16 protein-coding genes and 1 tRNA gene are annotated in these 18119 nt (G+C 70.0%); 3 read left to right on the top strand and 14 right to left on the bottom strand.

Going from position 1 to position 18119, the window contains the following annotated elements:
• The 6 genes from rho to ACK5KK_RS09900 form a co-directional block, all read right to left on the bottom strand.
• Positions 1–1683 (bottom strand): transcription termination factor Rho (gene rho / locus ACK5KK_RS09875; RefSeq protein ID WP_416889912.1); only part of this gene is annotated, 1683 nt, incomplete at its 3' end.
• Positions 1684–1842: 159 nt separating this feature from the next.
• The gene (gene thrB / locus ACK5KK_RS09880; protein ID WP_416889913.1) at positions 1843–2784 is read right to left on the bottom strand and encodes a homoserine kinase; all 942 of its coding nucleotides are present in this window, start codon (positions 2782–2784) and stop codon (positions 1843–1845) included.
• Positions 2785–2786: 2 nt separating this feature from the next.
• Positions 2787–3863: a threonine synthase gene (gene thrC, locus ACK5KK_RS09885; protein ID WP_416889914.1), complete on the bottom strand. Its 1077-nt coding sequence runs from the start codon at positions 3861–3863 to the stop codon at positions 2787–2789.
• A gap of 1 nt (position 3864) precedes the next feature.
• Entirely contained in the window at positions 3865–5217 is a 1353-nt protein-coding gene (locus tag ACK5KK_RS09890; RefSeq protein ID WP_416889915.1) for a homoserine dehydrogenase, read from the bottom strand.
• Complete coding sequence (lysA, locus tag ACK5KK_RS09895; protein WP_416889950.1) at positions 5214–6629, bottom strand: diaminopimelate decarboxylase; 1416 nt, start codon at positions 6627–6629, stop codon at positions 5214–5216. The genes ACK5KK_RS09890 and lysA overlap by 4 nt, the downstream gene beginning before the upstream one ends.
• Positions 6630–6823: 194 nt before the next feature.
• Positions 6824–9121 carry a glycoside hydrolase family 3 C-terminal domain-containing protein gene (locus tag ACK5KK_RS09900; RefSeq protein WP_416889916.1) on the bottom strand — a complete coding sequence of 766 codons (2298 nt, stop codon included), beginning with the start codon at positions 9119–9121 and terminating at the stop codon, positions 6824–6826.
• Positions 9122–9312: 191 nt separating this feature from the next.
• Here ACK5KK_RS09900 and ACK5KK_RS09905 point away from each other — a divergent pair, with 191 nt between their 5' ends.
• Together ACK5KK_RS09905 and ACK5KK_RS09910 are read left to right on the top strand one after the other, a co-directional pair.
• Positions 9313–10647, top strand: coding sequence for an MFS transporter (locus tag ACK5KK_RS09905; protein WP_416889917.1), 1335 nt, complete (start codon positions 9313–9315; stop codon positions 10645–10647).
• Positions 10648–10724: 77 nt separating this feature from the next.
• Positions 10725–11321, top strand: a complete 597-nt coding sequence (locus ACK5KK_RS09910) for a TetR/AcrR family transcriptional regulator (RefSeq protein ID WP_416889918.1) — start codon at positions 10725–10727, stop codon at positions 11319–11321.
• A 44-nt stretch (positions 11322–11365) separates the two neighbouring features.
• Here the strand turns inward: ACK5KK_RS09910 and ACK5KK_RS09915 are convergent, their stop codons facing one another.
• From ACK5KK_RS09915 to ACK5KK_RS09930, 4 genes are all read right to left on the bottom strand, one after another.
• Complete coding sequence (locus ACK5KK_RS09915) at positions 11366–11758, bottom strand: hypothetical protein (protein WP_416889919.1); 393 nt, start codon at positions 11756–11758, stop codon at positions 11366–11368.
• Positions 11716–12249, bottom strand: a complete 534-nt coding sequence (locus ACK5KK_RS09920) for an LmeA family phospholipid-binding protein (protein WP_416889920.1) — start codon at positions 12247–12249, stop codon at positions 11716–11718. The genes ACK5KK_RS09915 and ACK5KK_RS09920 overlap by 43 nt, the downstream gene beginning before the upstream one ends.
• A gap of 1 nt (position 12250) precedes the next feature.
• Complete coding sequence (locus ACK5KK_RS09925) at positions 12251–13918, bottom strand: arginine--tRNA ligase (protein WP_416889921.1); 1668 nt, start codon at positions 13916–13918, stop codon at positions 12251–12253.
• 152 nt (positions 13919–14070) lie between these two features.
• Positions 14071–14925, bottom strand: coding sequence for a transglutaminase-like domain-containing protein (locus ACK5KK_RS09930; RefSeq protein WP_416889922.1), 855 nt, complete (start codon positions 14923–14925; stop codon positions 14071–14073).
• A 106-nt stretch (positions 14926–15031) separates the two neighbouring features.
• Between ACK5KK_RS09930 and ACK5KK_RS09935 the strand changes: the two genes are divergently transcribed.
• Positions 15032–15104 (top strand) — tRNA-Arg (locus ACK5KK_RS09935).
• A gap of 153 nt (positions 15105–15257) precedes the next feature.
• Here ACK5KK_RS09935 and ACK5KK_RS09940 read toward each other — a convergent pair.
• The 4 genes from ACK5KK_RS09940 to ACK5KK_RS09955 form a co-directional block, all read right to left on the bottom strand.
• Entirely contained in the window at positions 15258–15410 is a 153-nt protein-coding gene (locus tag ACK5KK_RS09940; RefSeq protein WP_416889923.1) for a hypothetical protein, read from the bottom strand.
• A gap of 66 nt (positions 15411–15476) precedes the next feature.
• Positions 15477–16322: a CPBP family intramembrane glutamic endopeptidase gene (locus ACK5KK_RS09945; RefSeq protein WP_416889951.1), complete on the bottom strand. Its 846-nt coding sequence runs from the start codon at positions 16320–16322 to the stop codon at positions 15477–15479.
• On the bottom strand, positions 16322–17059 hold the full coding sequence (gene trmB / locus ACK5KK_RS09950) for a tRNA (guanosine(46)-N7)-methyltransferase TrmB (RefSeq protein ID WP_416889924.1): 738 nt from the start codon (positions 17057–17059) through the stop codon (positions 16322–16324). The genes ACK5KK_RS09945 and trmB overlap by 1 nt, the downstream gene beginning before the upstream one ends.
• 127 nt (positions 17060–17186) lie before the next feature.
• Positions 17187–18023 carry a DUF3097 domain-containing protein gene (locus ACK5KK_RS09955; protein ID WP_416889925.1) on the bottom strand — a complete coding sequence of 279 codons (837 nt, stop codon included), beginning with the start codon at positions 18021–18023 and terminating at the stop codon, positions 17187–17189.
• Positions 18024–18119: the final 96 nt, after the last annotated feature.

Below are 18119 nucleotides of genomic sequence, written 5' to 3' on the forward strand. Positions count from 1 at the left end.
GCCGGTGCCCTTGAACTCCTCGAAGATCACGTCGTCCATCTTGGAACCGGTCTCCACGAGCGCCGTGGCGAGGATCGTGAGCGACCCGCCGTTCTCGATGTTGCGCGCGGCGCCGAAGAACTTCTTCGGCGGGTACAGCGCCGACGCGTCGACGCCGCCGGAGAGCACGCGGCCCGACGTGGGAGCCGACACGTTGTAGGCACGGCCGAGGCGGGTGATCGAGTCGAGCAGGACCACGACGTCGCGCCCCAGCTCGACCAGACGCTTCGCGCGCTCGATGGCGAGTTCGGCGACCGTCGTGTGGTCTTCGGCGGGCCGGTCGAACGTCGAGGCCACGACCTCGCCCTTGACGCTGCGCTGCATGTCGGTGACCTCTTCGGGTCGCTCGTCGACGAGCACGACCATGAGATGCACTTCCGGGTTGTTGGTGGCGATCGCGTTGGCGATCTGCTGCAGCACGATGGTCTTGCCGGCCTTCGGCGGCGCGACGATCAGGCCTCGCTGCCCCTTGCCGATGGGAGCGACCAGGTCGATGATGCGCTGCGTGAGCTTTTCCGGAACGGTCTCCAGACGCAGCCGATCCTGCGGGTACAGCGGCGTGAGCGTGCTGAACTCCACGCGCCCTTCGGCGTCTTCGACCGACTGGCCGTTGACCGCGTCGACCTTCACGAGCGCGTTGTACTTCTGGCGCCCCGACTGCTCGCCCTCGCGCGGCTGCTTGATGGCGCCGACCACGGCGTCGCCCTTGCGCAGGTTGTACTTCTTCACCTGACCGAGCGACACGTAGACATCGCTCGGGCCAGGCAGGTAGCCGCTCGTACGCACGAACGCGTAGTTGTCGAGCACGTCGAGGATGCCGGCGATCGGGATCAGGACGTCGTCCTCCCCGATCTCGGTCTCGAACTCGTCGTTCGGTCCCTGACCGCGGCGCTTGTTGCGCTGCCGGCCGGCACCCTGGTTCTGATCGCCCTGGTTCTGGTTGCCGCCCTGGTTCTGACCGCCCTGACTCTGGCCACCCTGGTTCTGGCCGCCGTCGCCCTTGTTGCGGTTGCGGTTGCGGTTGCGGTTGCGACTGCGACTGCGGCTGGCCGGCTCGCCGTCGGACTTGTCGTCCGAGCCGCCGTCCGCGGCATCCTTCGCGACCTCGGTGCCGGCATCCGCCGACGACGACTCGGCGGCCGGCTGGTCCGGGGCCGGGTCGGCGGCGGACGTGCTCGCCTTCGACGAGGCCCGGCCGCTCGTGCTCTTCGGCGACTCGCCCTCGTCGGACGTAGACGGCGCGGCGGCATCGGCATCCTTGGCGGCATCGGAGCTCTTGGCCTTGCCGGCACTGGTTGCGTCATCGGCAGAGGTCGCGCCGCCGGTGGGCTTCGCGTCGGAGGCGGACGGGGCATCGTCCCCGGCGTCGGCCGTCTCGGCGGGCTTCTTGGCCCGGCTGCGCGTCTTCTTCACGGGAGCGGGCTCGGCCGCCTCGGCCGCCGTCTCAGCCGGCGCTTCGGTCGCCGCGTCGGCCGCGTCGGTGCTCTTGGCCCGGCGGGGTGCACGCTTGCGCGGCGCCTTCGCCGGCTCGGGCGTCTCGGCGGACTCCGCAGCCGGGGCGGCGGTGCCCTTGGCGTCGCTGACGGGAGCCTCGATGACCGGGGCTTCCGCACTGTCGGACTGGGTATCGGAGATGGACTCCATGAGTTCTCCTTCGTGGAAACGGTGGATACGTTCACACCGCAGTGGCGTCGTCCACCCGACGCCGACCGGATGCTCGCGGACACCCGGGCGTCGGTCCGGATGCGGGAGCGGGTGGTTATGCAGTGGTTCGCAGATGTGCGATGGAGGCCAGATTCACGCTTACGGCGTGGAACCCCCCATGTCGTTTTTTACTGTACCACCCCTGACGTCAACGGCCAGCATGAGCGGTTGCCAGGGGGTGTCGGTCAGGTCCGCGGCGATCTGCGCGGCCACCAGCCGCTGCCCCGGCCCGTCGGCCAGCACCAGGACGCTCGGCCCCGCTCCGGACACGACCGCCGCAAGCCCCTCGGCGCGCAGCGCGCGCACCAGCGCGTCGGTCGCGGGCATCGCCGCGGCGCGGTACGACTGGTGGAGTTTGTCCTCGGTGGCGGCCAGGAGCAGTTCCGGGCTCTGCGTCAGCGCGGCGATGAGCAGCGCGGACCGCGACACGTTGAAGACGGCATCCTCGCGCGTGACCTGCGCGGGTGCCAGCCCCCGCGCCACGCTCGTGGACATCGTGAAGTCCGGGACGAACACCAGCGGCGAGACACCGCGGTGCACCTGCAGCTTCTTGGACTGCGGGCCGTCGTCGCCCATCCACGCGATGGTCAGTCCGCCGAACAGCGCGGGCGCGACGTTGTCGGGGTGACCCTCCAGCTCGGTGGCCAGGCGCAGCAGGGTGCCGTCGCCGATCGCGACGTCGTCCTCGAGCAGACCCTTCGCCGCCAGCAGACCCGCGACGACCGCCGCGCCGGAGGAGCCCATGCCACGACCGTGCGGGATGCTGTTGCGAGCCACCAACCGGATGCCCGGGAGTTGCCGCCCGAAGGCCTCGAACGCGTACGCCATGGCACGCACCACGAGATGGGATTCGTCGGTCGGGACGTGCCCGGCCCCCTCGCCGGTCACGTGGATGGCAAGGCCCGGCTCGGGCAACGTCGTCACCGTCAGCTCGTCGTACACGCTGAGGGCGAGACCCAGCGTGTCAAAGCCCGGGCCGAGGTTCGCGCTCGTGGCGGGCACGCGCACGGACACCGTGCGGCCGGCGGGCACAGGCGGCATCGTCAGGACCGTGCCAGGCCGAGCACGGCGGCGACCTCGCTCGTGGTGGCATCCACGACGGTCGGCTGCACGTCGCTGCCGTCGGCCGCGCGCAGCGCCCACTGCGGGTCCTTCAGCCCGTGGCCGGTGACGGTGAGCACGATCTTCGCGCCGGCGGGGATCATGCCCGCTTCGGCGCGATCGAGCAGTCCGGCGACGCTGATGGCCGACGCCGGTTCGACGAACACCCCGACGGTCGCGGCCAGGAGTTTCTGTGCTGCCAGGATGCGGGTGTCGTCGATCGCGCCGAACCAGCCGTCGGTCGCGTCGCGGGCCTCGAGGGCGAGCTCCCACGACGCCGGGTTGCCGATGCGGATCGCCGATGCGATCGTCTCGGGGTCGGTGACGACCTCGCCGCGCACGAGCGGCGCCGAGCCCTCCGCCTGGAAGCCGAACATCCGCGGCAGGCGCGTGGCGGCGCCGCGCGCCACCTCTTCGCGGTAGCCACGCGAGTAGGCGGTGTAGTTGCCGGCGTTGCCGACCGGGATCAGGTGGAAGTCGGGGGCATCGCCCAACTGCGAGACGATCTCGTAGGCGGCGGTCTTCTGCCCCTCGATGCGGTCGGGGTTGACCGAGTTGACCAGGTGCACGGGGTAGTTCTCGGCGAGTTCGCGGGCGATCTCGAGGCAGTGGTCGAAGTTGCCGCGGATCTGGATGAGCGTGCCGCCGTGGGCCACGGCCTGGCTGAGCTTGCCCATCGCGATCTTGCCCTCCGGCACGAGCACGGCGGCGGTGATCCCCGCGTGCGCCGCGTAGGCGGCCGCGGATGCCGACGTGTTGCCGGTGGAGGCACAGATGACGGCCTTCGCGCCGTGTTCGACCGCGCGCGAGAGCGCCACCGTCATCCCGCGATCCTTGAACGATCCGGTGGGGTTCATTCCCTCGAACTTGACGTGGACATCGGCCCCCGTCATCTGCGACAGCGAGGGCGCCGGGATGAGCGGGGTGCCGCCCTCTCCCAGGGTGACCACCGTCGAGGCGTCGGTGACGCCCAGCCGGTCGGCGTATTCGCGGAGCACTCCGCGCCAGAGATGTGTCATGTCAGTCTCCTTCCACGCGCAGCACCGAGACGACCCGGTCGACGACGCCGCTGGCGGCGAGGCGATCGACGGTGTCGCTGAGGTCCTGCTCGACGGCTCGGTGGGTGCCGATGACGATGCGGGCCCGGCCCGGGTGCCCGTTGGCTTCGGCCACGATGGTCTGCTCCACGGTCGCGATCGATACGCGTCCCTCGCTGAGGATTCCGGCGACGGTGGCCAGCACGCCGGGCCGGTCATCGACTTCGAGCGTGATCTGGTAGCTCGTGGTCACCCGGCCGATCGGCACGACCGGCAGGTTCGCCCGCGTGGACTCCCCCACACCGACGCCCCCGGCGATGTGCCGACGTGCAGCCGAGACGACGTCGCCGAGCACCGCTGAGGCGGTCTGCACACCACCGGCACCGGCGCCGTAGAACATGAGGCTCCCGGCCGCTTCGGCTTCGACGAACACCGCGTTGTTCGCGCCGTGCACGCTCGCGAGCGGGTGGTCGCGGGGAACGAGAGCCGGGTAGACACGCACCGAGATCGACTCGCCCTCGGCCTCCGTGAGCGCTCCGGGATCGGACGGATAGCGAGGAGCGCCTTCCAGCCGCTCGCACACCGCGAGGAGCTTGATGACGAACCCGGCGTGCTTGGCGGCATCCATCATCTGTTTGTCGATGTGGGTGATGCCTTCGCGGTGCACGGCGTCGAGCGGAACCGCCGTGTGGAAAGCGAGACTCGCCAGGATCGCGGCCTTCTGGGCGGCGTCGTACCCCTCGACGTCGGCGGTGGGGTCCGCCTCGGCGTAGCCGAGCGCCTGCGCGTCGGCGAGCACGTCGGCGAACTCCGACCCCTCCCGGTCCATGCGGTCGAGGATGTAATTGGTGGTGCCGTTGACGCTGCCCATGATGCGCTGGACGCGGTCGCCGGCCAGCGAATCGCGCAGCGGGCGGATGATCGGGATCGCCCCCGCCGCGGCTGCCTCGTAGTAGACCGACGCGCCCACCTGGTCGGCGGCCTCGAAGATCTCGCGCCCGTGCGTGGCCAGCAGCGCCTTGTTCGCGGTGACCACGTCGGCGCCGGCGCCCAGCGCCTGCAGAATGTAGGTGCGGGCCGGCTCGATGCCGCCGATCAGCTCGATCACGATGTCGGAGCCGACCAGGAGCGGTTCGGGGTCGGTCGTGAACAGGTCGGCGGGCAGGTCGGCCTCACGGGGCGCATCGACGTCGCGCACGGCGATGCCGACGACGTCGAGGGCGGCGCCGGCACGGTCGGCGAGTTCGTCGGCGTGCTTGCGCAGCAGGTCGGCGACCTGGGAGCCGACGGCTCCCGCGCCCAGCAGCGCCACGCGGAGGCGGCGGTAATCGGTCATGGGGTGTCCTCCGTGGTCGGGGCTGCCAGCCCCACGTCGCGGGCGAGCAGGTCGTCGATGGTCTCGCCGCGCACGATGATGCGCGCCTGTCCGCCCCCGACCGCGACGACCGGGGGCCGCGGGACGTAGTTGTAGGTGTTCGCGAGCGAGAAGCAGTACGCACCGGTGGCCGGCACGGCCAGCAGGTCTCCGGGCGCGATGTCACCGGGCAGGTACTCGGCATCGACGACGATGTCGCCGGACTCGCAGTGCTTGCCGACGACGCGCGCGAGCTCGGGGTCGGCGTCGGAGATGCGCGACGCGATGCGCGCGCTGTAGTGGGCGGCGTAGAGCGCGGTACGGGGGTTGTCGCTCATGCCGCCGTCGACGGCGACGTACCGGCGCTGCAGATCGTCGGAGACCCGCACGGGCTTGACGGTGCCGACCTCGTACAGCGTGACGCCCGCGCGCCCGACGACGGCGCGACCGGGTTCGAAGGCGAGTGCGGGGACCGGGATGCCGCGCACTTCGCACTCACGGGCCACCCCTGCCACGATGCCCTCCGCGAGCGCGTCGATCGGCGTCGGATCGTCGACCGAAGTGTAGGCGATGCCGAAGCCGCCACCGAGGTTCAGGGTCGGCACCGGACCGTCCTCGAGAAGCTGCGCGCACAGATCGACCATGCGGGACGCGGACTGCTCGAACCCGGCGGTGCCGAAGATCTGCGATCCGATGTGGCAGTGCAGTCCGGCGAACTCCACGGAGGGCAGCTCGCGGATGCGCGCGACGATCGCGGGGGCATCGGCCAGCGCGAACCCGAACTTCTGGTCCTCGTGCGCGGTGGCCAGGAAATCATGGGTCTCGGCGTGCACGCCGGTCACGATGCGCACCAGCACCGGCTGCACGACATCCCGCCGGTCGGCGATGGCGGCGAGCCGTTCCACCTCGATCGCACTGTCGACCACGATCGAGGCGACTCCGGCATCCACCGCCTGCGTCAGTTCGGCGACCGACTTGTTGTTGCCGTGCATGCCGAGGCGGGCGGGGTCGGCGCCGGCGGCCAGCGCCACGGCGAGTTCGCCGCCGGTGGCGACGTCGACGCCGAGGCCCTCGTCGGTCACCCAGCGCACCACCTCGGTGCACAAGAACGCCTTGCCCGCGTAGTACACGCGAGCGCGCGTGCCGTGGCGGGCGGCGGCGGCGGCGAACGCCGCACGCACCCGGCGAGCGCGGTGCCGGACGCCGGGCTCGTCCACGACGTAGAGCGGGGTGCCGAACCTGTCGCGCAAGTCGGTTGCGGGAACGCCCCCGAGCGCGAGCACGCCGTTGTCGCCGCGCGCAGCCGACCCGGGCCACACGCCGTCGGGGAGTGCGTTGGCGTCGTCCGGTGTGACGAGCCACTCCGGCACGAGCGGGCGGGACTCAGACAACAGGAGGCACCAATCGGGAAGGAGCGGAATGCGGGGCGGAGTGGCCACGCCCGGTTGGTTGTTCAGTCTATGGCACGGGGTGCCCGGCCCCGCGTTCCGTGACGCGCCACGTCCCGGAGCAGCGCGCCCCGACCCGCCCACCCCGACACGCACCGCGCACCACCGCCGCAGCGTTCACGGCCGCGCGACGCCTACACCTAGACGACGTTGCCGCGAGCGATCAGGTCGTCGACGACTTCCCGTGGCAGCGGCATGTCCGACAGACGGCCGACAGGGAAGTTGGCCATCAACCGGAACACCGGGTCGGCGACGCCGCCGGGAAGAGCGTCGGCGACCGCAGCAGTCAGCAGGGGCGCGGCCACCGGGTGGGCGAGCATGTCCTCGAACGTCGAATCCAACGTCAACGGCGGCGCAGGATGCGGGTCCCCCGTGATCGACAGGACCGTACTGGTGCGCAGGTCACGGCTGGACGCGCCGACATCGAACGAATAGGTCCCGCTCTCGACCACCCACCGATCCAGCGGCACATCCCAGTACGCCAGGTCCAAGCGATGGACGGTGAGCTCGACCACAGCGGTCTCACCGGGCTCCAGCAACACAGCCTCGAATGCCTTCAACTCACGCGGGGCTCGCTGCACGCGACTTCCGGGCAACCCCGTGTAGACCTGGACGACTTCATGTCCGGCACGCTGCCCCGTGTTGGTGACCGGTATCGACACCATGACGTCGCCGTCGTCGCGCAGCGACGCGGTTGCCTGCCCGTACGCGAACGTTGTGTACGACAATCCGTGGCCGAACGGGTAGCGCACATCGATGTCGCGCGCGTCGAACCAGCGGTAGCCGACCAGGATCCCCTCGCCGTAGGCGACGTGTCCGAACTCCCCGGGGAAGTTCCCGAATGCGGCGGTGTCCTCCAGGCGGTGCGGAATGGACTCCGCGAGCCGTCCGGAGGGATTGACCGTCCCGTACAGCACGTCAGCGGTCGCACATCCCCCTGCCTGACCGAGCAGCCAACCTTCCACGATCGCCGGTACGCGATCGGCGAACGGCAGCGCAACGACCCCGCCGTTGGACAGGACCACCACGACGTTCGGGTTGACGGCGAGCACCGCATCGAGCATTGCCAGCTGCGCGGCGGGCAGGTCGATGTCGGCGCGGTCAAAACCCTCCGATTCCTCCGCGGCCGGCACACCGAGGAACGCGATGACGACCTCGGCGTCACGGGCCGTCGCGACCGCCTCCTCGCGCAGAACGTCGTCGGCCGCGTCGGCGGCCCCGCCGAGCGCGAAACCCGGGGCGAACGCAACCTCGCCGGACGCTGCTGCGCGAATCGCGTCCAGTGCGGTGTCCAGTCGAGTGGGGTTGATCTGGGAAGACCCCGCACCCTGGTAGCGCGGCGTGCGGGCGAACTCCCCGACCACCGCAACGCGGTGCGCCGGCGTCAGCGGGAGCAGGTCCCCTTCGTTCTTGAGAAGCACCAGAGCACGCCCGGCGACCTCACGGGCCAAATCGTGGTGGGCGTCGACGTCGAGCGGGCCGGATGCCGCGGGGCGGGCCAGCGCCTTGCGCACCAGGTCGATGACCCGCTGGGCAGCCAGGTCCACGGCTCCCTCCCCGAGGCGGCCGTCACGGACCGCGGCGACGATTTCCGCGTCCGTCCGCCCACCACTGCCGGGCATTTCGAGGTCGAGGCCGGCCGGGAGCCCACGGACCCGCTCATTGACGGCGCCCCAGTCCGAGACGACAAGACCCTCGAACCCCCAGTCGTCGCGCAGCACCTCGGTCAGCAGCCAGGGATCCTCCGATGCGTAGACGCCGTTGATCCGGTTGTACGAGCACATCACCGTCCACGGCTGGGTGGCCTTGATCACGTACTCGAATGCGCGCAGGTAGATCTCGCGCAGAGTACGCGGATCGACGTCTGCCGACACACGCACACGTTCGGTCTCCTGGTTGTTCACGGCGAAGTGCTTCAACGAGGCGCCGACACCGCGGGACTGGATGCCGCGCACCAGGCCCGCCCCCATCCGCGCGGAGACGATCGGATCTTCGGACATGTACTCGAAGTTGCGCCCGCACAGCGGCGAACGCTTGATGTTGATCCCCGGCCCCAGGATCACCGCGACATCCTCGATCGCGGACTCGATTCCGAGCGCTTCACCGACGCGCTCAGCGAGGGCGGGGTCAAAGGTCGCGCTCAGACCAACGGCGGGCGGGAAACAGGTCGCGGGGACGCTGTCGCCCAGCCCGAGGTGGTCACCGCCGACACGCTGCTTGCGCAACCCGTGCGGACCATCGGTAACCATGACCGAGGGGATGCCGGCCCGGTCCACGCTCTTCAGCGTCCAGAAGTCGGCGCCGCTGGTCAGCGATGCCTTCTCCGTGAGGGTGAGCGTCTCGGCGTCGACGAAAATGGGGCGGGGCGGGAACTCCAAGGGACTCTCCGAAACAGGTAGGAAGTGGACGCTGATCGACTGCAGCGTGACAAAAACCATAGACGCCAAGGTTTCTCGGAGCAAGAAGCGATGGCGGCACTCGGACATGACAAGAATCTCTGCCCGCTTCAGAGTTGTCACCAAACCCATATGGGGCTAGGTTTTCCGCGTGAGATGGTCCGTGCGCGGACGACGCGATCGGGTCTCTCCCCCCCCCAAAAAAAAAGCTAGTCCGGCCAATGGAGGCAGGAATGACCACATCGAGCGGCTCGGCCGCAGGCACGCCGTCGGGCACGACCGGGGCGACGGCAGCGTCCCGCGAACACCACTGGTTGAGCGAACCGACCACCCCTGCGAAGGCCGGGTACATCGTCTGGCTGATCATTGCGCAGTTCGTCTTCTTCGTCGCGCTCCTCGGCCCGGCGATCGTCGGCATCGGCATCAAGATCCAGGACCTGGTCCACGCCGGCGCCATCGACGCCAACGGCGCCACGGGTGCGGGGGCCGTCCTCGGCGGCGTCGGCGCGCTGTTCGCCACGGTCGCCAACGTCGTGTTCGGTCGCCTCTCCGATCGAACGACGAGCAAGTGGGGCCGCCGCCGGATCTGGCTCGTGCTGGGTTCGGTCATCATGCTCGTCGGACTCGCCGTGATGGGCATCGCACCTGACCTGCTGTGGGCCACGGTCGGGTGGGCGATCGCGCAGCTGGGGGCCAACATGACCCTCGCGCCGTTCATTGCGACCATTGCCGACCAGGTGCCGAAGTTCCAGCGAGGAAAGATCGCCGCCGCGCTCGGCATCGCCCAGAACGTCGGTGTGCTCGGCGGAACGTTCGTCGCAGAGAGGTTCGCCGACCAGTTGCTGCTCATGTTCGCCGGCCCGGCGGTGCTTTCGCTCGGTGTGATGATCGTCTTCGCGTTCGTCCTCCCCGACCGTGTGCTGCCCGCCAAGCCCCCGAGTGCAACGTTCCGCGACTGGTGGGAGACGTTCTGGGTGAACCCGGCCACGTACCCGGACTTCGCTCTGGCGTGGTGGTCGCGATTCCTCATCACCTTCGCGAGCTTCGGTTTCATCGCCTTCCGGTTCTTCTACCTGCTGAACTACCTTGAGGTTCCGGAAGCCGATGTGCCGTCGGTGATCACGATCAGTGTGTTGATCTTCACCGCGGTCCTCGTCCCGACGAGCTTCCTCGCCGGATGGCTGTCCGACAAGCTCGGGCGCCGCAAGGTGTTCGTGTGGGCGTCGACGGCACTATTCGCGGTCGGCACGTTCGGTCTGATCTTCGTCGGTGACGTTGCCAGCTTCTACGTGCTCGAAGCGTTCCTCGGACTCGCCTGGGGCATCTACGTCGGCGTCGACCTCGCGCTGGTCGTCGACGTGCTCCCCAACCCGGATGACTCCGGCAAGGACCTGGGGGTGTTCAACATCGCCAACGCCCTTCCGCAGACGCTCGCACCAGTGATCGGCGGAATCCTCGTCTATGTCGGCGATCCGACCGGCAGCAACTACGGCTTGTGGTTCTCGGTGTGCGCCATCGCCGCCATCGTCGGAGCACTCGTCATCTTCCCGATAAAGAGGGTCAGCTGACCTTGTCGGTGCCGGGCCTGCGTCCGGCACCGACGCCTTTCCGATCCCTGTGTCACAGCGTCGAATACGCTTGAATCATGTCACCGACGGGGCCGTACGCGAAGGGTATTGCGAAACGAGAGGAGATTCTCACCGCAGCGTTGGGGGTCATCGCTCGGCTCGGATGCCGAAAAGCCGCGATACGTGAGATCGCCGAGGCCGCGGGGCTTTCCCACGCGGGACTGGTGCACTACTTCGGCTCGCGCGAGGCACTGTACGAACAGGTGCTGCGTGAACGCGATGAGCGCGATGCCGCCATGTTCGACGAGGTCGAACCCACGTTCGCCATGTACGTGAAACTCGTCGAGCACAACGCGACCGTCCCGGGGCTGGTGCAGTTGTTCATCGAGTATTCCGCCGAAGCCAGCGCTCCCGGGCATCCGTCCCGGGACTTCTTCGTCGATCGATACAACCGCATCCGTGCGGCCCTGTCGCGGGCGGTCATCGTCGCCCAGCGCAACGGGGAGGTCGGGCCGCAGGTGCAACCGGAATCCGTCGCCGACGTGATCATGGCGACGACGGACGGCCTGCAGCTGCAGTGGTCGCTGGACCGCAGCGTCGACATGGTCGGGAGGCTGCGCGAACTGTGGGACGGTGTGCGGCGCACCTCCTGGGCGCTCGACCCGCTGCCCTGACGCTCGCACGGCAGCAATCCCGCACCACGGGGAATGCCGCCGCCCTAGCCACACACCCCCGGCTGCCGCAGTTCGGCGTCAGTGATGATGGCTCCGTCGATCACGAGGTCGGCGACGACATGTCCGTCGGCCACCGTCACGTCCTCGAGCGCCAGCCCGGCCGGGATGCGATCCGCGACGCAGACCGTCCACGATCCGAGCACGGAGTTCGCGAGCGGACCGAACTGTTCCAAGAGCGCCTCCGCGGAGAGCTCGATTCCGCCCACCTGCAGCCCGTCGGGCGAGAGGACGAGGTCGCCGTCGGACACCGTCGCGTCCAGGGTGAGTCCGACCGCGACCGTCGTCAGCAGCAGATCGAGCTCGGCGGTCAGCCCGACGGTGTCACCGTCGATCGTCACGGTGTCCACCGGGATGCCATCCACGTGCGCCAACAGCATCCTGAGTTGTTCCTGATCGAGTTCGACGCGCGCGCGAGCGGACTCGACGGCAACATCGCCGCGGATCGGGACCCGGTCGCACGGACCTGAATGTCGGCGGTGAGGTCGCCGAACGTCACCTCGTCCGCCGAGATGTGCACGTCGTCGAGGGTGCCGCCGATCAGTTGGGGCAGCACGAATCCGCCCACCTGAACATCGAGTTGCTGGTCTGCGGGCAGTCCCACCTGGGCGATGATCGCCGATCTGATGGTCGAGACCGTCGCCGACCGGGCCAGTTGCTCGGCGATCAGGATGCCAGCCACCAGCAGTACCGCGGCTGCGCCCGCCGCGACCAGCCACGGCCAGCGGCGGCGCCGCGGTGTGCGCACCTCCGCTGGGGATCCGGCCGTGCCCGAGGTGGGCTCCCCTGGGGCGGGCAGCGGCACAGTCGGGAAGGCGTCGGGACGCGAGTTCCCCGCATCCGCTCGGTCATGCTGCCCGTCGCCTGTCACGTCACATCCGCTCGGGTGCGCTCACGCCGAGCAGGTCGAGGCCGTTGCGCAGCACCTGGCCGGTGGCGTCGTTGAGCCACAGCCGGGTGCGGTGCAGGTCGGTGACCGGTTCGTCGCCGAGCGGCGTCACCCGGCAGGTGTCGTACCAGCGGTGGTACAGCCCGGCGAGTTCTTCCAGGTATCGGGCGACGCGGTGCGGTTCGCGCAACTCGGCGGCGAAGGCCACCAGTCGCGGAAACTCCTGCAGCGCACCCAGCAGCGCAGACTCGGTCTCGTGGTCGAGCAGTTCGGGGGCGAACGCGTCGCGGGCGACGCCGGAGTCGGCGGCATTGCGGGCGACGTTGTGGGTGCGGGCGTGCGCGTACTGCACGTAGAACACGGGGTTGTCGTTGGTGCGACGACGCAGGATCTCGGGGTCGAGGGTGAGCGGGGAGTCGGCCGGGTAGCGCTCCAGCGAGTACCGCAGCGCGTCGGTGCCGAGCCAATCGCGCAGGTCGTCGAGCTCGATGATGTTGCCGGCGCGCTTGGACAGCCGCGCACCGTTGATCGACACGAGTTGGCCGATCAGGACCTCGATGTCGCGGTCGGGGTCGTCGCCGGCGGCACCGGCGAGGGCCTTCAGCCGGTGTACGTACCCGTGGTGGTCGGCGCCGAGCAGGTAGATCTTGTGCGCGAAGCCACGGTCGCCCTTGTTGAGGTAATACGCGGCATCCGCGGCGAAGTAGGTGTACTCGCCGTTGGAGCGGCGGATGACCCGGTCCTTGTCGTCGCCGAAGTCGGTCGTGCGCACCCACACGGCACCCTCGTCGTCGAAGACGTGGCCCTGCTGACGGAGGCGGTCGACGGCCTCATCGACCAGGCTCGGCCCGCCGTCGGCCCCGCGGGCGTGCAGCTCGCGCTCACTGAACCACACGTCGAAGTGCACGTTGAACTTCGCCAGCGAGGCCTGCAGGTCGCCGAGCTGCAGCTCGTAGGCCGTGTCGCGCGCGAGGCGTTCCCGCTCAGCGAGGTCGCGGCCGAGGAAGTCGGGATGCGTGGCCAGGACGCGCTGGGCGAGGTCGTCGATGTACGACCCGGGGTAGCCGTCCTCGGGAGTCGGTTCGCCCATGATGGCGGCCAGCACCGAGCGCCCGAAGCGGTCCATCTGCGCGCCGGCGTCATTGACGTAGAACTCGCGCACCAGGGTCGCGCCGCTGGCCAGCAGCAACCGGGCGATCGCGTCGCCGAGGGCAGCCCACCGGGTGTGCCCGATGTGCATCGGCCCGGTCGGGTTCGCGCTGACGAACTCGAGGTCTATGGTGTTGCCGCGCTGGGTATCGTTGGTGCCGAACGACGCGCCGGCCTTCACGATCGTGCGGGCGAGGGCGCCCGCGGCGGCGGCGTCGAGCCGGATGTTGATGAAACCGGGGCCGGCGATCTCGACGCTGGCGACCCCGTCGACGTGCTCCAGGCCCGCGGCGATCTCGGCGGCGAACTCCCTCGGGCTGGCGCCCACGGTCTTGGCGAGCTTCAGCGCGGCGTTGGAGGCCCAGTCGCCGTGGTCGCGGTTCTTCGGCCGGTCCAGCACGAGGTCGGCCGCGGTCAGGCCCGCGCCGGAACCGGCGCGTCGCGCTTCGGCGAGCGGGACGATGACGGCGAGCAGCGCTTCAGAGAGAGCATCCGGGTTCATAGCCCCCCAAGTCTACGGTCGCCCCGCCCGCTCCCCGCTCCCCACCCCCCCCGGACCGCGAGACTACAGCCGCGTGATCGAGACCGTGGGTTATCCGCACTGTCTCGATACCGCCGCTGCGGGCTCGCGGGGGTGAGGCGGGCGCGTGGCGGTCAGGCGAGCTGGACCAGGGCGGCGGGGTCGTCGGGGGCGAGGGGGGTGGTGGGGGCAGGCGTCGGGGCGGATGCGGTGGGGATGGTGGTGGGGGTGGATGCGGGGGACAGCACGGCGTCGACGGCCAGGTGGCGCAGCGCCAGCTCGCCGCCGTAGTAGCTGACGAAGGCGCAGTCGGCGGCATCCCGACCGGTCGCGATGCGCACCAGGGAGGCGCGGTGGGCCAGCCGGGTGGCGTCGATGACGTACCACTGCCCATCGACGTACGCTTCCGCGACGGCGTGGAAGTCCATCGGGCGCAGGCCCGGGGCGTAGCAGGCCGCGTAGCGGGCCGGCACGTCCATCGCCCGCAGCAGCGCGATCACGACGTGGGCGTAGTCGCGGCAGACGCCCTGGCCGGTCATGAGCGTCGTCACCGCCGAGTCGGTGCCGTGGCTGAGCCCCGGGGTGTAGGTGGTCGAGGATGCGACGAAATCACCGACCGCGGTGATCAGGTCGAGCCCCTGCAGCCCGCCGAACTGGCGACGTGCCTGCGCGAATACCTCGTCGGCTTGGCAGTACCGGCTCGGTCGCAGGTACGTGATCGCCTCCAGGTCGCTGGTCATGCGGGGGGCGACGGCGCCGTCGACGATCGCGCGGTAGCGGATGCTGAGGCCTCCGGCGTCGCAGGACACCCGATGCAGCCGGCTACCCGTCTGGTCCACGATCTCGGTCGGCGTGTAGACCCGATCGCCGTCGCGGATCATGAGTTCTTCGTGGACGATCGGCGCGGGATGGGCCGCGGATATCTGCAGAATGAGGTCGACCGATCCCCCCAGATCCAGGTCGAGTTCGGCGGTCAGGATGCGGTGCACCGAAGTATCCTCGCACGCTGCGAGGGCTCCGGCACGCCGTGGGGGATCGGATAGCCGCCGCGCGGTGATATCCTCGGTCGGTACGCCTCCGCACCACCGGAGGCATGCCTCCGTAGCTCAGGGGATAGAGCGTTGGTTTCCGGTACCAAAGGTCGCAGGTTCGATTCCTGTCGGGGGCACACAGTGTGTGATGTCTGAAGCTGCTTCCACGCGCCTGCCGCGCTCGCTTCGCGCGATGACCGCACCCGACACGGTGCGAAGCGCCGCGATGCCCGGCAGCACCACGGTCTGGCGGCGCACGCCAGCCTCACGGGGGACCGCGCGTGCCGTCGCTACTTTCGCGCGAAGTGGACCGGGATCGCCAGTGCGAGGGTGACCGACAGAATGCCCGCGGCGAAGATCAGCCCGCCCCACTCCGGAATGTTGAACGCCAGCCCGAACAGGTAGAACCCCAGTAGGAACAGCAGCGAGAAAACAATGACCACGGCGACCTCCTCCACGTTGTGGTTCGATCCTAGCGACGACGGCGCGCCCTCCGGGGGACATCGCGCTCACGGTGAGACCAGGAAGACCGCATCCAGCACCCCGGGATTGTGCGCGTGCACGAGCACCGCGAACACCACCGCGTCGAACAAGAGGTGCACCGTCACGACGTAGCCGAGCGAACGGGTGCGCAGGAAGATGTAGCCCTGCAGCAGCGCGAACGGGATGGTCAGCACCGGACCCCAAGACTGGTAACCGAGCTCCCACAGGAACGACACGAACACGATCGCCTGCAGCACGTTCGCCGCGGCGTCCGCGAAGTGGCGGCGCAGCAGCGCGAAGCAGGTGCAGATGAAGAACAGCTCGTCCCAGATGCCGACGGCGCCCACCCCGACGAACAGCCGGGCGACGAGGTCGGGCGTGTCGACGACGGGCCAGTTCTGATACACCCCCGACGTGATGAAGTAGAACGGCAGGATCAGCCACGCCAACAGCAGCACCGCCACCAGCCACACCCACTGGAACCCGCTCCACCGGCCGCCGCCGCGCCACGGAAACCGGATCGCCCGGTCACGGAACCCGAACCGCGACACGACGTACGGCACAACGACCGCACCGCCGAGCGCCAGCGTGAACCGCAGCATCGCCGCGTTGTCGAGCTCCGCTTTCAGATCGATGGTGTTGACGATCAGTAACCCCGCCCCGATCAACACCAGATCCCGCGTCAGCGACGGCGCCGCCGCCACCGCGGCGCGCCGCTCCCGCAGCAACGCCACGGCGACACCCGCCGCCAGCAGCACCCAGCCCAGCCACGGCAACCGGAGAACGAACAGGGCCGGCGCCGCCAGACACACCAGGAGCGCCGGGATCGTGCCCGCCGACACGACCGGACGATCGGGCGCCCCGGAACGCATCATCGGCGCGGCGTGCGCACGTAGGTGAGATCGCGGATCTCACGCCCTTTCGCCAACCCTTTGCGCTCGAACGCGGTCATGACCCGGCCTTCGTACCGCGGCGCCCACTCCCCCTCGAACCCGGCACGGAAGTCCGCGGCATCCGCCAGGACCTCGCGCATCTGCACCGCATAGTCCTGCCAGTCGGTCGCGAGCCGCAGCCGGCCGCCGTCGCGCAGGGCGCGGGCCGCCAGCGGCGGGAAGTCGGGCGCGATCAACCGGCGCTTGTGGTGGCGTGACTTGTGCCACGGGTCGGGGAAGAAGATCCACACCTCGTCGACCGATCCCTCCGGCAGCAGGTGCTCCAGCACCTCGGGGGCGTTGCCCTCGACGAGCCGCAGATTGTCCACCCCGGCACGATCGGCGTCGAGCATCGTGCGTGCCAGGCCGGCGCGAAACACCTCGACGGCGAGATGGTCCTCTCCCGGGCGCGTCGTGGCCGCGTGCACGATCGCGTGCCCCTGCCCGGAGCCGATCTCCACCGTCAGCGGGGCCGTCCTGCCGAAGAGCGCGACCGGATCGACCGTCGTGCCGGGCCGGATGCTGGTGGCTGCCGCATCCCGCTCCACCGGCACCAGGTAGCGGTCGGCCAGCTCACTCCAGGCGCGCTCCTGCCCGTCGCTCATCCGGCCGCTGCGGCGCACGAACGACACCGGGCGGTCACGGAATCGGCGGGGACCGTCGTCGGGATCGGGCATCCCCCCAGGCTACCCAGCCGGTCACCGGCCGCGAACCCGGTTCAGTATTCGGTGTGCCGCTCGCGCCGCTCGCGCCGCCCGGGCCTCATCCGCGGATGGAGACGGAATTCTGCGCGCCGGGGCCAGGTCAGGGGGCGGTCACGAAGTCGATGAGCTCTTCGACGCGGCCCAGCAGCGCCGGGTCGAGGTCACGGTACGTGCGCACCGCCGCGAGGATGCGCTGCCAGTTCCCGGCGAGGTCGGTCTGGTCGGCGGCGGGCCAGCCGAGCGCGCGGCTCACGCCGACCTTCCACTCCACGCCGCGCGGCACCTGCGGCCACGCCGTGATCCCGAGTGCCGCGGGGCGCACGCACTCCCACACGTCGACGTACGGATGCCCGACGACCTTCAGGTACTGTCCGTGCGGTCCGCGCACCGCCTGCTCGGCCAGGCGTGACTCCTTCGAGCCGGGCACCAGGTGGTCCACCAGCACGCCGTACCGGCGCTGCGCGGACGGCGGATCGTCGCGGAGCACCTCGGCGAGCAGGTCCACCCCCTGCAGGTATTCGACGACGACGCCCTCGACACGCAGGTCCGCGCCCCACACCTTCTCCACCAGCTCCGCGTCGTGGCGCCCCTCGACCAGGATGCGGGATGCCCGGGCCACCCGCGCCCGCTGCTGCGGCGCCGCGAACGACCCCGACGCGGTCCGGGCGCGCCCCACCGGCGCCTTCCGCGTCGGCGCGACCAGCTCGACCACCTCGCCGTCGATGAGGAAGCCGGGCCCGAACGGGAACGACCGGCGCCGGCCGGCGCGGTCCTCCAGTTCGACGAGCCCCACCTGGACCGCGACGACGGCGCCACAGAATCCGTCCCCGGCGACTTCTACCACCAGGCCCGCATCCGCCGGAACCGTCGGTGTCTGTCGACGGCCCGCCTCCCGCCATCCGGGGGCGAGCACATCGGTGCCGTATCGATCGTCCATCGTGAGACCTCCGAGTCGGCGAGCTTAGCCGCCCCCTGCCGCGCCGACGGCCCGACGCGCCAGCGACCCGCCGATGGGCCGCCCTCCCGTGCAACG

Origin of the sequence: Microbacterium sp., assembly GCF_047972865.1 — a bacterium.
In the GTDB taxonomy this organism is placed as follows: Bacteria; Actinomycetota; Actinomycetes; order Actinomycetales; family Microbacteriaceae; genus Microbacterium.

What these genes read in the sequence shown, in the direction of transcription:
- thrC (WP_416889914.1), bottom strand. Translation starts at nt 3,863, where the DNA reads ATGACACATCTCTGGCGCGGAGTGCTCCGCGAATACGCCGACCGGCTG.
- ACK5KK_RS09925 (WP_416889921.1), bottom strand. Translation starts at nt 13,918, where the DNA reads ATGAACCCGGATGCTCTCTCTGAAGCGCTGCTCGCCGTCATCGTCCCG.
- trmB (WP_416889924.1), bottom strand. Translation starts at nt 17,059, where the DNA reads ATGCCCGATCCCGACGACGGTCCCCGCCGATTCCGTGACCGCCCGGTG.
- ACK5KK_RS09900 (WP_416889916.1), bottom strand. Translation starts at nt 9,121, where the DNA reads ATGGTTTTTGTCACGCTGCAGTCGATCAGCGTCCACTTCCTACCTGTT.
- ACK5KK_RS09955 (WP_416889925.1), bottom strand. Translation starts at nt 18,023, where the DNA reads ATGGACGATCGATACGGCACCGATGTGCTCGCCCCCGGATGGCGGGAG.
- ACK5KK_RS09890 (WP_416889915.1), bottom strand. Translation starts at nt 5,217, where the DNA reads ATGACCGATTACCGCCGCCTCCGCGTGGCGCTGCTGGGCGCGGGAGCC.
- ACK5KK_RS09915 (WP_416889919.1), bottom strand. Translation starts at nt 11,758, where the DNA reads ATGCTGTTGGCGCACGTGGATGGCATCCCGGTGGACACCGTGACGATC.
- ACK5KK_RS09910 (WP_416889918.1), top strand. Translation starts at nt 10,725, where the DNA reads ATGTCACCGACGGGGCCGTACGCGAAGGGTATTGCGAAACGAGAGGAG.
- thrB (WP_416889913.1), bottom strand. Translation starts at nt 2,784, where the DNA reads ATGCCGCCTGTGCCCGCCGGCCGCACGGTGTCCGTGCGCGTGCCCGCC.
- ACK5KK_RS09905 (WP_416889917.1), top strand. Translation starts at nt 9,313, where the DNA reads ATGACCACATCGAGCGGCTCGGCCGCAGGCACGCCGTCGGGCACGACC.
- ACK5KK_RS09945 (WP_416889951.1), bottom strand. Translation starts at nt 16,322, where the DNA reads ATGCGTTCCGGGGCGCCCGATCGTCCGGTCGTGTCGGCGGGCACGATC.